14 protein-coding genes are annotated in these 13,681 nt (G+C 61.9%); 2 read left to right on the plus strand and 12 right to left on the minus strand.

Annotated elements, in window-relative coordinates:
- The first annotated feature begins 45 nt into the window (after nucleotides 1-45).
- Entirely contained in the window at nucleotides 46-930 is an 885-nt protein-coding gene (ptrR, locus tag KGB03_RS11695) for a putrescine utilization regulator PtrR (RefSeq protein WP_223527139.1), read from the plus strand.
- 35 nt (nucleotides 931-965) lie between these two features.
- Here the strand turns inward: ptrR and KGB03_RS11700 are convergent, their stop codons facing one another.
- The 4 genes from KGB03_RS11700 to KGB03_RS11715 form a co-directional block, all read right to left on the minus strand.
- The gene (locus KGB03_RS11700; protein ID WP_111448670.1) at nucleotides 966-1,424 is read right to left on the minus strand and encodes a MarR family winged helix-turn-helix transcriptional regulator; all 459 of its coding nucleotides are present in this window, start codon (nucleotides 1,422-1,424) and stop codon (nucleotides 966-968) included.
- Between the two features lie 133 nt (nucleotides 1,425-1,557).
- Nucleotides 1,558-1,998 carry an Ohr family peroxiredoxin gene (locus tag KGB03_RS11705; RefSeq protein ID WP_111448669.1) on the minus strand — a complete coding sequence of 147 codons (441 nt, stop codon included), beginning with the start codon at nucleotides 1,996-1,998 and terminating at the stop codon, nucleotides 1,558-1,560.
- A gap of 109 nt (nucleotides 1,999-2,107) precedes the next feature.
- Entirely contained in the window at nucleotides 2,108-2,560 is a 453-nt protein-coding gene (locus tag KGB03_RS11710; protein ID WP_223527140.1) for an Ohr family peroxiredoxin, read from the minus strand.
- A gap of 76 nt (nucleotides 2,561-2,636) precedes the next feature.
- Nucleotides 2,637-3,077 carry an Ohr family peroxiredoxin gene (locus tag KGB03_RS11715; protein WP_223527141.1) on the minus strand — a complete coding sequence of 147 codons (441 nt, stop codon included), beginning with the start codon at nucleotides 3,075-3,077 and terminating at the stop codon, nucleotides 2,637-2,639.
- A gap of 236 nt (nucleotides 3,078-3,313) precedes the next feature.
- Here KGB03_RS11715 and KGB03_RS11720 point away from each other — a divergent pair, with 236 nt between their 5' ends.
- Nucleotides 3,314-4,321, plus strand: a complete 1,008-nt coding sequence (locus tag KGB03_RS11720) for an Ldh family oxidoreductase (protein WP_111449110.1) — start codon at nucleotides 3,314-3,316, stop codon at nucleotides 4,319-4,321.
- A gap of 138 nt (nucleotides 4,322-4,459) precedes the next feature.
- Here KGB03_RS11720 and KGB03_RS11725 read toward each other — a convergent pair whose 3' ends face one another.
- The 8 genes from KGB03_RS11725 to KGB03_RS11760 form a co-directional block, all read right to left on the minus strand.
- A complete protein-coding gene (locus KGB03_RS11725) occupies nucleotides 4,460-6,040 on the minus strand; it encodes an aldehyde dehydrogenase (NADP(+)) (RefSeq protein WP_223527142.1) in 1,581 nt (526 codons plus the stop codon).
- A 213-nt stretch (nucleotides 6,041-6,253) separates the two neighbouring features.
- Nucleotides 6,254-7,651 (minus strand): fosfomycin efflux MFS transporter AbaF, encoded by a 1,398-nt coding sequence (gene abaF / locus KGB03_RS11730; RefSeq protein ID WP_223527143.1) that lies wholly within the window; start codon nucleotides 7,649-7,651, stop codon nucleotides 6,254-6,256.
- A 71-nt stretch (nucleotides 7,652-7,722) separates the two neighbouring features.
- Nucleotides 7,723-8,640 carry a dihydrodipicolinate synthase family protein gene (locus KGB03_RS11735; RefSeq protein ID WP_059402454.1) on the minus strand — a complete coding sequence of 306 codons (918 nt, stop codon included), beginning with the start codon at nucleotides 8,638-8,640 and terminating at the stop codon, nucleotides 7,723-7,725.
- A 139-nt stretch (nucleotides 8,641-8,779) separates the two neighbouring features.
- Nucleotides 8,780-9,808 (minus strand): trans-3-hydroxy-L-proline dehydratase, encoded by a 1,029-nt coding sequence (locus tag KGB03_RS11740; RefSeq protein WP_223527144.1) that lies wholly within the window; start codon nucleotides 9,806-9,808, stop codon nucleotides 8,780-8,782.
- Between the two features lie 131 nt (nucleotides 9,809-9,939).
- Entirely contained in the window at nucleotides 9,940-10,662 is a 723-nt protein-coding gene (locus tag KGB03_RS11745) for an amino acid ABC transporter ATP-binding protein (protein WP_008157200.1), read from the minus strand.
- Nucleotides 10,655-11,305 (minus strand): amino acid ABC transporter permease, encoded by a 651-nt coding sequence (locus KGB03_RS11750; protein ID WP_008157201.1) that lies wholly within the window; start codon nucleotides 11,303-11,305, stop codon nucleotides 10,655-10,657. The genes KGB03_RS11745 and KGB03_RS11750 overlap by 8 nt, the downstream gene beginning before the upstream one ends.
- Nucleotides 11,306-11,315: 10 nt before the next feature.
- A complete protein-coding gene (locus KGB03_RS11755; RefSeq protein WP_218538576.1) occupies nucleotides 11,316-11,981 on the minus strand; it encodes an amino acid ABC transporter permease in 666 nt (221 codons plus the stop codon).
- Nucleotides 11,974-13,677 carry an aconitase X gene (locus KGB03_RS11760; protein ID WP_223527145.1) on the minus strand — a complete coding sequence of 568 codons (1,704 nt, stop codon included), beginning with the start codon at nucleotides 13,675-13,677 and terminating at the stop codon, nucleotides 11,974-11,976. The genes KGB03_RS11755 and KGB03_RS11760 overlap by 8 nt, the downstream gene beginning before the upstream one ends.
- Between the last annotated feature and the right edge of the window lie 4 nt (nucleotides 13,678-13,681).

The following is a 13,681-nucleotide window of genomic DNA, read 5'->3' on the forward strand; positions in this document are numbered from 1 at the left end:
GAAACTGAATAATACTGAGCATATCGTTCACGTTTGGAGAATGACTTGGATCTGGTTCAGCTGGAAATTTTCAAAGCCGTCGCCGAACACGGCAGCATCAGCGCGGCGGCTCAGCACATCCATCGGGTGCCGTCGAACCTGACGACGCGGATCAAGCAGCTGGAGCTGGATCTGGGCGTGGACCTGTTTATCCGCGAGAAGAGCCGTCTGCGCCTGTCGCCGGCCGGCTGGAGTTTTCTCGACTATGCCCGGCGCATCCTCGACCTGGTCCAGGAGGCTCGCGCGACGGTGGTGGGCGAAGAGCCGCAAGGATCGTTTCCGTTGGGATCACTGGAGAGTACCGCTGCGGTGCGCATCCCTGAGCTGTTGGCTGCGTATAACCAGAAGCACGCCAAGGTCGAGCTGGACCTGTCCACCGGGCCTTCGGGGACCATGATCGACGGGGTGTTGTCGGGCCGACTGGCGGCAGCGTTTGTCGATGGACCGGTGCTGCACCCGGCACTGGAAGGCGTGCCGGCGTTCGAGGAAGAAATGGTGGTGATCGCACCGCTCAACCATTTCCCCATCCATCGTGCGCGGGATGTTAATGGCGAAAACATCTACGCCTTCCGCTCCAATTGCTCCTATCGCCATCACTTCGAAAGCTGGTTTGCCAAGGACGCGGCGGTGCCCGGCAAGATTTTCGAAATGGAGTCCTATCACGGCATGCTGGCGTGCGTCAGCGCCGGTGCAGGCCTGGCGCTGATGCCCCGCAGCATGCTCAACAGCATGCCCGGATGCACCACGGTGAGCGTCTGGCCGCTATCGGAATCGTTCCGCTATTTGCGCACCTGGCTGGTGTGGCGCCGGGGCACGGTGTCGCAAAGCCTGACCATGTTTGTGCGCTTGCTGGAGGAGCGCGGGGTGGTGGGGGATGAGGCGGTGCGCTAGTTCGCGCACGAAAATGTCCAGATCGGCGTGCCGGCTCATTCCCCGGCTTTTGTCGATTTGATCAGATTGCCGCGCAACTTCACGATCGCCTTCTGCAAAATCGTGAACTCGTCGAGCGTCAGGCCCGTCGCGTCGGCGAGGCCCATTTCCGGTTGGCTTTCGCGCAGCTGTCGACCGTTCTTCGTCAGGCTGATCCGTACCTGGCGCTCGTCCTCGGGGTCGCGCTGCCTTTGCAAAAAGCCCATCGCTTCCAGCTTCTTCAGGATCGGGGTCAGGGTGTTCGATTCCAGAAACAGCTTCTCGCCAAGGCTGCCGACGGTCTGATGGTCTTCCTCCCACAGCGCGACGATGGTGATGTATTGCGTATAGGTCAGCCCAAGCTGTTCGAGTATCGGCTTGTATGCCTTGCCGAAGGCCAGGTTGGTGGAATAGACCGCAAAACACAGGAATTCGGAGAGCTTTAGATCAGCAGGGGTGTTGTCTGTGGGTTTCATGTGCTTCCTCGTTGGCCAAAGACGGATGGCTCGCAAAAACTGAAATATACCTCGTATGCGATTGTGTCGGAACGACTCTAACTGACGGTGGCGACCGGCTCGACGGCGGAAGTCGAACCGGTCGTACGGTGCATCATGCGGTCAGGGCGTTGATGACCACGTCGATATTGCCGCGCGTTGCCTTCGAGTACGGGCAGATTTGGTCTGCAGCGTGCGCCAGCTCCGTCGCGACGGCTTGCGTCAAGCCTGGCACGCGAAGCGTCAGCCGGGCCTGGAGGAAGTAGGCCGGACCGGTCTGACCCAGATCGACCTCAATATCAATGGCCAGATTGGGCGGCAGCGTCACCTGCATATTTTTCGCCGCCAGCTCGACGGCAGCGGTGTAGCAGGCCGACCATGCGCCGGCGAAAAACTGCTCTGCCGTTGGGTGCGGCACAATGGCGGCGAACTCGTGTGCCAGCCGAGGGTTTCCCGGCGACGAGAGCTCGATGGCGAGGCCGCGGGAAGAGTTGGCGCCGTCGCTGAATGTCGTGTGGGTTTTGCCTGTGGCCAGGACTTTTTCGATCTTGTTCATGGTTGAGTCCTCAACGTTTAGTTGGGTTTGTAATTCGTATGCGCTTAAAGCGCATACGTCATATGTGGCATATCGACAATGCTGATCGATAGCAACGCCGCGCGGTGCGTCAAGCCGTGAGGACGTTCAGGGCCACGTCAATGTTACCCCGCGTCGCTTTCGAGTACGGGCAGATTTGATCGGCGGTGTGCGCCAGTCTCGTCGCGATATCGTGGGACAACCCTGGCACGCGCAGGGTCAATCGAGCCTGTAGGAAATAAGCCGGACCTGTCTGACCCAGATCGACTTCGATGTCGACGGACAGATCCGACGGCAGCACCACGTTCATCTCACCGGCCACCAGCCCGACGGCGGCGGTGTAGCAGGCCGACCAGGCACCGGCGAACAGTTGCTCGGCAGTCGGGTGCGCCTGGGTAGCGGCGAACACGTGGGCAGGCTTGGCGATGCCGGGCGTCGACAGGGTGATGTCGAGGCTGCCGTCATGGCCGCGCGAGGTAGTGCCAGCGCTGCTGACGGTGGTGTGGGTTTTGCCGGTGGCCAGTACTTTTTCGATCTTGCTCATGATGATTTCCTGAGTGTTTACTGTTTTCGTATGCGCTTATATCGCATGCGATATATTTAATAAATTAAAGCGATCTTCACGCCGTCAGGACGTTCAGCGCCACGTCGATGTTGCCCAGCGTCGCTTTCGAGTACGGGCAGAGTTCGTGGGCGGCGTGCGCCAGTGCGGTGGCGACGTCGTGTGCCACGCCCGGCAAGCGGACAAAGAATCGAGCCTGGAGGAAATAAGCCTGACCGGACTGGCCCAGATCAATCTCGATGTCGACAGATGCATCGGCCGGCAGCACCACTTTTTTCGCCTTGGCGATGTGTTCGATGGCGGAGATGTAGCAGGCCGACCACGCACCGGCGAACAGTTGCTCGGCGGTCGGGTGCGCTTGGGTGGCTGCGAACACGTGGGCCGGTTTTGCGTCACCTGGCGACGACAGCTCGATGTCGAGCTTGCCGTGGGCACGGGTCGCGTCGCTGAACGTGGTGTGGGTCTTGCCGGTAACCAGTACTTTTTCGATCTTGCTCATGGAGTGAATCCTCAACGTTTCAATAGATGTGATTTGTCTGTCGTATACGTTTGTATCGTATGCGATTGAAATAATACTCGCCCAGAGCTCAATCGGTGTCAAGGGGTGGTGCGCGCTCCAGCCGACGAATGGCTTGTTGGTGGGATATGCCGAATTCGTCGTCGACCGGGCCTAAAGCGATCAAGCCGTGGCGTCTGGAATGGGCCAGTCTGGACGGTCTGTCCAAGGAGATGATGATGAAACGACTGTCCCTGGCCGAAGCTCGCGAGCTGGCCGAATCGATCTTGCTGCACCACGGTTTCAACCTTGCCCACGCTCAGGCGGTGGCCGCCACGGTGATTGCCGGGGAGCGCGATGGCTGCGCCTCCCACGGTTTGTATCGGGTATTGGGGTGTGTGAATTCGCTCAGGGCCGGCAAGGTGGTGGCCGATGCCGAGCCACGGGTGATCGACCAGGCACCTTCGATTGTGCGGGTCGATGCGGCGGGTGGTTTCTCCCAGTTGGCGTTTCAGGCGGGCCTGCCATTGCTGGAGGAGAAAACCCGGGCAAACGGGATTGCGGCTCTGGCGATCAATCGCTGTGTGCATTTTTCCGCGCTGTGGGTCGAGATCGAGCAGCTGACCGCTGCCGGTCTGGTGGCGCTGGCGTGTAATCCCAGCCATGCCTGGGTCGCGCCGGCGGGGGGCAGTCAGCCAGTGTTCGGCACCAATCCCATTGCCTTCGGTTGGCCGCGTTCGGGCAAGGATCCATTTGTGTTCGACTTCGCCACCAGTGCGATTGCCCGTGGCGAGATCGAGTTGCATCGACGTGCCGGCAAAGCGATTCCCGAAGGCTGGGGCGTCGATGCAGACGGGCAGCCGAGCACCGATGCGAACGTGGTACTCGATGCCGGCGCGATGCTGACATTCGGCGGGCACAAGGGCTCGGCGCTGGCCGCCATGGTGGAGTTGATCGCCGGGCCGTTGATTGGTGACCTGACCAGTGCCGAATCACTGGCGTACGACGCGGGCAGCAAGTCGTCGCCGTACCACGGCGAGCTGATCATCGCCCTCGATCCGCGACGCTTTCTCGGCGAGGCCACCGAGCAGCACCTGGCCCGTGCCGAAGTGATGTTCCAGAGCATACAAGGGCAGGGCGCCCGCTTGCCGTCGCAACGGCGTTACGAGGCGCGGGCGCGCAGTCTGGTGGAGGGCGTGCAGATTCCCGAAGCCTTGTACAACGACTTGAAAGCCCTGCTGGATTGAAGAAACGGAGGGCAACCAAACCTGTGGGAGCGGGCTTGCTCGCGAAGGGGCCGTAACCTCCAACATTTCTGTCGACTGTTACACCGCTTTCGCGAGCAAGCCCGCTCCCACAGGAGGTCGCTGCTCGATTGAGTGGTTTTACAGCGGTTCGCGGTGGCTGTTGCCATCGACCAGACGGGCGATGCCCAGCGGATTGGCGTTTTTCAGCGCGTCGGGCAAGAGCGCATCCGGGCAATTCTGGTAGCACACCGGGCGCAGGAAACGCTCGATGGCCAGGCTGCCGACCGAGGTGCCACGGGCATCGGAGGTGGCCGGGTAGGGCCCGCCATGCACCATCGCATCGCAGACTTCGACGCCGGTCGGGTAGCCGTTGAACAGTACCCGGCCGACTTTCTGTTCAAGCAGCGGCAGCAGCTCGTCATGGGTTTGCAGGTCACCGGCTTCGGCAATCAGGGTGGCCGTGAGTTGACCGTGCAAACTCTGCAACGCCCGTAGCAGTTCGGCCTTGTCGGCCACGTCCACCAACACGGTAGTCGGACCGAACACTTCTTCCTGTAACAGAGGATCGCCATTGAGCAGCAGGCTGACATCGGCCTTGAACAGCTGCGGCTGGGCCTGCTTGCCCTGTTGTTCACGACCGGCGAGGTGGCTGATGTGCGGATGCGTGTGCAGCGCCTGCACGCCCTTGGCGTAGCTGGTTAACGTGCCGGTGTTGAGCATGGTTTGCCCCGGCTGGTCGGCCATTACCGCGCTGAGCGATTGAATAAATGCGCTGAACTCGGGGGAGCGAATGCCGATCACCAATCCGGGGTTGGTGCAGAACTGGCCGCAACCGAGCACCACTGACGCGGCGAGTTCACTGGCGATTTTCTCGCCCCTCAGTTTCAGGGCTTCGGGCAACACCAGCACCGGATTGATGCTGCTCATTTCGGCGAACACCGGAATCGGCTGAGGCCGTGCGGCAGCCATGTCGCAGAGGGCGCGTCCACCCTTGAGCGAACCGGTAAAACCCACCGCCTGGATCGCCGGATGCTTGACCAGCGCTTCGCCGACACCCGCGCCGTAGATCATGTTGAACACACCCTTGGGCATGCCGGTTTGCTCGGCGGCGCGCAGGATTGCATCGGCCACCAGTTCGGCAGTCGCCATATGCCCACTGTGGGCCTTGAACACCACTGGGCAACCGGCGGCCAGGGCGGCAGCGGTGTCGCCACCGGCGGTGGAGAACGCCAGCGGGAAATTGCTCGCACCGAACACCGCGACCGGGCCCACGCCGATGCGGTACTGACGCAGATCCACACGAGGCAGCGGCTGACGCTCGGGCAAAGCGCGGTCGATGCGCGCACCGTAGAAATCGCCACGGCGCAGGACCTGAGCGAACAGGCGCATCTGGCCGCTGGTGCGCCCGCGCTCACCTTGAATACGCCCGGTTGGCAGCGCCGTCTCGCGGGTGACCAGGGTAACGAATTCATCGTTCAGCGCATCCAGTTGCGCGGCGATGGCGTCGAGAAATTCTGCGCGCCGGCTCGCCGGCAAGTTGCGGAAGGTTGGGTAGGCGGCAGCTGCGGCTTGGGCGGCGGCGTCGACTTCTTCAACGGTGGCTTGCATGAACGAGTAGGGCAGCGCTTCACCGGTGCTGGCGTCATGGCTTTGCACGGTAATGTTGCCGGCGGCACTGCGCGCACCGCCGATGTAGTTGTGGCCGATGATGTGGGGCATGAAAAACTCCTGTCGAAAAGGGGCAAAGGCAAAGGCGCGCCGGACACAAAACTGTGGCGAGGGGGCTTGTCGGGACGCCGCATCGCCCCGTTCGACCGCGTAGCGGTCGCAAATTCAACGAATGGGGAGTGCCTGACGCAGCCGATCACTGGTTTTGGGGCCGCTTCGCGACCCAACGGGGACAAGTCCCCTCGCCACAATTGATCGCCAGGCTCAAGCCAGCGAATCACCCCGGCGAGCGGTGGCGGGTTCGGCGTTGTTCAGGGCAGCGATCCGCGCCGCAGATTCGCTATCCACCAGGTGCAGCGACTTGCCACGGGTTTCCCGGGTCAGGCCGACGGCGACGATGGAGATCAGCGCGGCGCCGACCAGGTACCAGGCGATGGGTGTCGAGCTGTGGTACTTGTTGAGCAGGGAGAGGGCAATCAGCGGCGCCAACGAGCCGGCGAAGATCGGTGCCACCTGGTAGCACAGGGACAACGCCGTATAGCGCACGTGGGTCGGGAACATTTCCGCCATCAGCGCCGAGTAGGGGGCGTAGGTCATCGACTCGATCGCCAGGCCCAGGGTGATTGCCCCGATGATCAGCCAATTGTTGCCGGTGTCCATCATCGGGAAGCCGATGAAGCCCCAGAACGCGGTGAGGATCGCACCTGTCAGGTACACCGGTTTGCGTCCGACCAGGTCGGACAGATAACCCATCAGCGGGATCATGAAAAAATGCAGCAGATGCGCGCCGAACATCAGAAACAGAATCTCTGAAGTGTCCTTGTGCACCACCAATTTCAGGTAGGTAATCGAGAAGGTTACAACGGTGTAGTAAAGAATGTTCTCGGCAAACCGCGCGCCGATACCGACCAGCACCGCACGCCAGTGATGACGCAGCACTTCGACCACGCCCAATTGCTGTTGCTTGTTTTGCGCCTGACGGGCCTGGGCTTTCTTGAAGATCGGCGCGTCATCGACGCTGGTGCGAATCCAGTAGCCGATCAGCACCACCACCGCCGAGAACCAGAACGCTACACGCCAGCCCCACGCGAGGAATTGCTCCTCCGACAGGTTCGACGACAACAACAGCAACGCGACGGTCGCCACCAGGTTACCGGCCGGGACACCGGCTTGCGGCCAGCTGGCCCAGAAGCCTCGGCGATTGTCCGGGCAGTGTTCGGACACCAGCAGAATCGCACCGCCCCATTCACCGCCGAAGGCGAAACCCTGGATCAGCCGCAGCAGCACCAGTAACACGGGCGCGGCGTAGCCGATCTGATCGAAACCAGGCAGGCAACCCATCAGGAACGTGGTGATGCCGACCACCACCAGGCTCAGTTGCAACAGGCGTTTGCGGCCGAACTTGTCACCGTAGTGACCGAACACCAAACCACCCAATGGGCGGGCGAGGAAGCCGACCGCATACAGGGCGAAGGCGGCGAGGATGCCATCGATCGGGCTGTCGGTTTGACGGAAGAACAGCTGGCCGAAGACCAGTGCCGAGGCAGTGCCGTAGAGAAAGAATTCATACCATTCGGCGACAGTGCCGGCCATGGCGGCGGCCACGACACGTTTGAGTCCCGAGGGTGTGGTTGCGCGGGCGGTGCAGTGAGGAGTGGGCATGCTGACGTTTCCTGTAGAGGCGCAGAGACAGGCAGCCGGGCCGGGTCCTCAAGGACCCGCCCGGCAATCACTCAGAGACCGACGTCCGGCAGTTCCGGACGATTGGCCAGGGCCTTGGCCATGATCTGCTCGACGAAAACCCGATCGGCTTCCGGCAGGGCCAGGCGTGGTGGACGGGTCAGGGCACTGCCGCGACCGGCGATGGCTTCGCACAGCTTGATGCACTGCACCAGATCGGCACGGGCGTCGAGGTGCAGGATCGGCATCAGCCATTCGTAGATCGGCATGGCTTCGGCGAAGCGACCGGCCTTGGCCAGGCGGAAGATGGTTTCGCCTTCTTTCGGGAATACGTTGGACATGCCCGAGACCCAGCCTTCGGCCCCCACGGCGATGCTTTCCAGCACCACGTCATCAAGGCCAGCGAACAGCACAAAACGGTCGCCCACTTCATTGCGCACGTCGATGAAACGGCGGGTGTCGCCGGAAGAATCCTTGAAGCACACCACGTTGTCGCAGTCGGCCAGGGAAATCAGGATGTCCGGGGTGACGTCGTTTTTGTAGATCGGCGGGTTGTTGTAAACCATCAGCGGTACGTCGGCGTTTTTCGCCACGTAGCGGTAGTGTTCGGCGGTTTCGAACGGCTTGGAACCGTAGACCAGCGCCGGCATCAGCATGACCCCGTCAACGCCAACCCGGCGCACCGCGTTGGCCACCTTGGCCGCTTGAATGCTGGTGAATTCAGCCACACCGCAAATCACCGGCACGCGACCGCGGGAAGCGTCGACCGCGACTTCGGTCACGGCGATTTTTTCTTCGGCGCTCAGCGAGGTGTTTTCCCCCACCGAACCGCACACCACCAGGCCCGACACGCCGTCACGGATTACGTTGGAAATCACCTGGTGGGTTTTTTCCAGGTTGATGGAGAAGTCGTCGTTGAATTGAGTGGTCACCGCGGGGAAGACGCCACTCCAGTTAATGCGCTTGCTCATTGTTGCCTCCGGTTCGTTAATTGTATTTCGTATACGATATTTCAAGTGATAAGACTCGGCCAGTGCTTTTTTCAGTTACGAGGGGTTTTTTTACTAGCCGTTGGTCAGAGTTTTTGGGTGAGGGTGTGTAAGGCCGTGCTCAGGCCCCAGGCCAGGTGTCAGAGAGTCGATAGCCTTGTGGCCACGGATCGCTCGGATCGAGCAGCAATTGGTGAGTGCCGGTGATCCAGGCCCGGCCGGAAATGCACGGGTAAATTGCCGGGCGTCCGGCCACTTCGGTCAGCGAATCGATGCGGCAGTGAAACTCTGAACCGATGATCGAACGGCCGATAAAACGCTCGCCGACTTGCATCAAGCCCTTGGCCTGCAGCACCGCCATGCGCGCCGAGCAGCCGGTGCCGGTGGGCGAACGGTCGATCTTGCCGGGTTGAATCACCACCGCGTTGGCGCCGGCGGCGATGCCATTTTCATAGACGAGGGGCGCAGCAATCTGGCAGAAGGAAATGTGCGACCACTCAGGGTTCAGCGGATGGACGAAGCCCAATTGTTCGTTGGCCGCGCGGGTGATTTTCAGCCCGACCTCGACCAGCTCCGCCGCTTCATCAGGACGAATGGAAAAGCCCAGGCGCTTGGCATCGGCGATCACAAAACTGTCGCCGCCGTACGCGGTGTCGACTTGCAACGAGCCGACACCTTCAACTTCGATCCAGGCGTCGAGGCGGTCAGCGAAGGAGGGCACGTTCTTGATTTCCACTCGTTCGACCTTGCCGTCACGGCAGTCGGCCACCGCTTCGATCAGTCCGCCCGGTGCTTCGAGCACCAGCCGGGTTTGCGGTTCGGTCATCGGCAGGATGCCGCTGTCGAGCAACACGGTGGCCACGCACAGTGAGTTGGAGCCGGACATCGGCGGTGTGTCGGCCGGTTCCATAATGATCCAGGCCACCTGCGCCCGAGGATCCTTGGCCGGCACCAGCAAGTTGACGTGACGGAACACGCCGCCGCGCGGCTCGTTGAGGACGAAGTTGCGCAGGGTCTGATCCTTGGCAATCCAGCGCGACTGTTCCCACACGGTGGCCCCGGGTGGTGGCGCGACGCCGCCGACGATCACGTCGCCGACTTCGCCTTCGGCGTGGCAGCTGACTACATGGATGACTTTCGATGAGCGCATTGTCTGCTCCTTGTTTTGTCTGTTAGGGCCCCTTCGTCGGAACGCCGCCCGGAGCAAGCCCGCTCCCACAGGGTTTGATGGTGTACACAAAATCACTGTGGGAGCGGGCTTGCTCGCGAAGGGGCCATCCGCTACTTCACTGATTTCAGGAACGCCGCAGTTTCCGCATGCACCGGATTACCAATCACCTGATCCGGCGAACCAATCTCATGCACCAGCCCATTGCGAAAGAACGCCACACGATCAGACACATCCCGGGCAAAGCGAATCTCATGCGTCACCAACACCATGGTCATGCCGTCTTCGGCGAGCATGCGCATGGTGTCCAGCACCTCGCCCACCAGCTGCGGATCGAGGGCCGAAGTGGCTTCGTCGAACAGCATGTAGTCCGGCGACATGGCCAGGGCGCGGGCAATTGCCATGCGCTGTTGCTGACCGCCGGAGAGCTTGCCGGGAAAGGCCTTGAGCTTGTCGCCCAGACCGACGTGGGTCAGTTGTTTCACCGCCAGTTCCTCGGCTTCGGCCTTGCTCTTGCCCAGTACTTTGCGCGGCGCCAGCATCACGTTTTCCAGCACGGTCAGGTGCGGGAAGGCGTTCCATTGCTGGAAGACGATGCCGATCTTCTGCCGCAGGCGGTTGAGGTCCGTGGCGCTGTGATGGACCTCGACACCGTCGACGCGGATGTTGCCTTTCTGGATCGGCTCCAGGCCGTTGATGCACATCAGCAGGGTCGACTTGCCCGAGCCGGAGCCGCCAATGATCGACACCACCTCGCCCTTGTTCACCGTCAGGTTGACGCCCTTGACCACTTCGAGGTTGCCGAAGGATTTGTGTACGTTGTCGATCTCAATCATTTTCTTGCCACCTTCTTTCCAGACGAGCGCCGAGGCGAGCGACCACCAGGCTCATGACGTAGTAGATGAGGCCCGCGATGCACAGCACCAGCAGCGGCTCCTGAATGCGGGTCACGATGGTTTGCGAGGCGCGCAGCAGTTCGACGATGCCGATCCACATCACCAGCGCGGTGTCTTTCATCACGCTGAGCACCAGGTTCAGCCAGCCGGGAAAGGCTACGCGCGTGGCCATCGGCAGGACGATCCAGCGCAAGTCCTGCAGGAAGCTCAGGCCCAGCGAGCGACTGGCCCGGCGCACGGTGAACGGCACTGACAGCACACCGCTGCGCACGATCTCGGTGAAGTACGCGGCGGCGTAGACCCCGAGCACAATGCAGCCGACGCTGAAGGCACTGATGTTCAAGCCGACAATGCTTTTCAGCGAGTTGAACAACACAAACTGGATCAGCAACGGCACGCTGCGAAACACGTCCAGCACCCAGGCCAGCGGCAGGCTGGCGCGCGGCAACAACGCCCGCAGCAAGCCGAACAGCAACCCGGCGAAGGAGCCGAGGATGATCGACCAGAACGTGAGTTTCAGAGTGACCCAGGCACCATCCAGCAAGAACAGCAGGTCATTCCAGGAAAAACTGGTGGTCAACATGCTCACCTCCTCAGTAGCGGAACAGTCGCCAGGCCATCAGCCGGGCGACGGCGACGATCGCCTTGGCAATCAGGTAATACAGCGCCGCGGCGATGGCGAAGTATTCGAAGGTGCGGAACGTCTTGACGTTGTAATCCTGGGTCACGCCGGTGAGGTCATTGTTCAGCCCGACAATCACCCCCAGCGACGTCATCAACACCGCCCAGACCATCTGGTTACTCAACGGGTAGAACACGATCCGCAGCAGCTGCGGGACGATGATCATCCGGTAGGCCTGGAAGGCACTCATGCCCAGCGAACGCGCGGCGCGCACTTGCGTGCCGGGCACAGCCTTGAGGCCGCCGCGAAAGTTTTCCGCCAGGTAACCGGCGTTGTTGAAGGTGATCCCGGCCAGCAGCGCGAACCATGAGCTGACGTGTAAATCGAGCGAGCCGAGGCCGAAGTAGAGGACGTAGATCTGGAACAGCGACGGGGTGTTGCGGGCGATCGACACCCAGCCGTTGCCGATGCCGCGCAACAACGGTTGTTTGGCTTCGCGCATCACCGTCAGGGCCAGGGCGATCAGCACGCCGAAGATCATCGACAGCGCAGCGGTCTCGAAGGTAACCCAGGCGCCGGCGAGCATGTCCGGCAGGGCGCGCAGGGTCGCGCGCCATTGGAAGGTGTAATCAAACATGCGCGGGGTTCTCCAGAGAAGCGGCCGATTGCAGCCAGGCCGGCAAACGACCACTGGCCGTGGCGCTGCAGGCGGCGTCGACACATTCGGCGAGGTTGGCAAAGTGCACCTTGCGGCCCACCAGGCCGGGTGCGTAATGGGCGTACTTGCCCGAGTTGGTCATCAAGGTTTTGGCGGTCAGCGGGATCACCGGTTCGCCGAGCAGCTCCAGCACCGCACGACCGCAGGTAATGGCAAGCACTACTTCGGGGTGTTTGTGCCGACCCCGGCACAGCCGCGCCAGATGCGCGAATTCGCTGAGGGAGAAATGGGGGTTGCCCAGCGAGACCACATCCACCCGGTTGTCGCGGGCACTGTTGAGTTCGCGCCAGCTGAGCAGCAAATCCTTCTGGCGGATTTTTTCCACCGGCACGGGGACATTCGCCTCCAGCACCTGCCTCGGGTCGAGTGCTTCCGGGGTCACCCCGGCGATGTGAAACAGCGGCGCGGCAGAGGTGGTGGCGAAAGCCGCGCCGAAGGCTTTCAAATCATCCAGGCTCGGCTTGCTGCGTTCCAGTCCCAGCACCAGTGGAATCCGGCTGCCGGCCAGGGCACCGATGTGGTAACCGAGCAGCGGATAGAAGGCATCGTCCAGTTCAGCTAAAACCGGCAATTCGATTTGCAGTCTCGCTTTACGTTGCGCGTCCAGATGGCAACCGATCAGGGGCGCGCGGCCGGTCAGGGCGATGCAGATATCCAGGTAATCCGGGTATTTCAGGGTGCGTGCGCCGAGCACGCTGTTGGCATACACCACGGCGTTGGATTCGGCCCAGACGATTTGCTCGCCGGCCTTCGGCGCGCTGTCGAGCAGGTAGGGCGCGCAGGTAAAACTCAGCTGTGCGCCCATCGCCATGTAGGCATCGCCCAGAGCGCTGGCCGGTACCCCGAGTGCCGGATCAATGCCCAACTCGCGCCAACGGCGTTGGTCGACGGAAATCGAATTGAGGGTGGTCGGCACCCGCACTTTGGCTCCCCACTGCACCAGTTGTTCGGCGAAGCGCAGGCTCGCAGGTCCCGTATAGATGCAGCCGTCGATGTGTGCCTGGGTGACATCCACCAGACTGCGCGCACCTTGCAGTTCAGCCATGCGCAGGACGATCTGCATCGCCACTTGGGCGGCCTTGCCATGCTCGCCGTCGAGCAGTGCCTGATCGTGTTCGGTGAGTTCGATAGCGGTGCTTTTTTCTGTTGTCTGCAACGGACTGTCGAGTGCCTGCCAGGCATCGCCCGGCAGGTGTTCGAACAGGGTCACGGTTGAGGCTTCGACCCGAGCAAAGGCCTTGCCGCGCAAGGCGGCGAAGGCCTCCCGGCCGATGCACAGCACCGGCAGGGAACGCTCGAAAATGGTCTGTGCCACAAGCACGCCCAGGGTCAGGATCTCATCGGGTTCGGCCAGCACCAGTGCGGCGGGCGCGTGACCGTTGCTGATCAGTTCCATCAGCACACTGCTGCCGGTGCATGAGCCGCGACCACTGGGGATCGCCAGCACCCGGCCGGCTAGATGTTCGCCGCTGAGCGGGTGGTGACGGTCGATGATCTCTCCACTAAACGGATCGACCCCGCCCCAGAAACTCAAGCCCACATCGGCAAACAGCAGGGCGCCTTGGGCGGCGCCGGCGACCAGGCTGCGACCGGTCAGAGAGGTTGGCCTAGGCATGCCG

This window comes from Pseudomonas sp. BF-B-26 (assembly GCF_019956495.1).
Taxonomy (GTDB): Bacteria; Pseudomonadota; Gammaproteobacteria; order Pseudomonadales; family Pseudomonadaceae; genus Aquipseudomonas.

Bases quoted from the DNA above. Each gene is read 5' to 3' on its own strand.
- KGB03_RS11715 (WP_223527141.1), bottom strand. From the start codon at position 3,077: ATGAGCAAGATCGAAAAAGTACTGGTTACCGGCAAGACCCACACCACG.
- KGB03_RS11725 (WP_223527142.1), bottom strand. From the start codon at position 6,040: ATGCCCCACATCATCGGCCACAACTACATCGGCGGTGCGCGCAGTGCC.
- KGB03_RS11710 (WP_223527140.1), bottom strand. From the start codon at position 2,560: ATGAGCAAGATCGAAAAAGTACTGGCCACCGGCAAAACCCACACCACC.
- KGB03_RS11705 (WP_111448669.1), bottom strand. From the start codon at position 1,998: ATGAACAAGATCGAAAAAGTCCTGGCCACAGGCAAAACCCACACGACA.
- abaF (WP_223527143.1), bottom strand. From the start codon at position 7,651: ATGCCCACTCCTCACTGCACCGCCCGCGCAACCACACCCTCGGGACTC.
- KGB03_RS11750 (WP_008157201.1), bottom strand. From the start codon at position 11,305: ATGTTGACCACCAGTTTTTCCTGGAATGACCTGCTGTTCTTGCTGGAT.
- KGB03_RS11745 (WP_008157200.1), bottom strand. From the start codon at position 10,662: ATGATTGAGATCGACAACGTACACAAATCCTTCGGCAACCTCGAAGTG.
- KGB03_RS11760 (WP_223527145.1), bottom strand. From the start codon at position 13,677: ATGCCTAGGCCAACCTCTCTGACCGGTCGCAGCCTGGTCGCCGGCGCC.
- KGB03_RS11735 (WP_059402454.1), bottom strand. From the start codon at position 8,640: ATGAGCAAGCGCATTAACTGGAGTGGCGTCTTCCCCGCGGTGACCACT.
- KGB03_RS11740 (WP_223527144.1), bottom strand. From the start codon at position 9,808: ATGCGCTCATCGAAAGTCATCCATGTAGTCAGCTGCCACGCCGAAGGC.
- KGB03_RS11700 (WP_111448670.1), bottom strand. From the start codon at position 1,424: ATGAAACCCACAGACAACACCCCTGCTGATCTAAAGCTCTCCGAATTC.
- KGB03_RS11755 (WP_218538576.1), bottom strand. From the start codon at position 11,981: ATGTTTGATTACACCTTCCAATGGCGCGCGACCCTGCGCGCCCTGCCG.
- KGB03_RS11720 (WP_111449110.1), top strand. From the start codon at position 3,314: ATGAAACGACTGTCCCTGGCCGAAGCTCGCGAGCTGGCCGAATCGATC.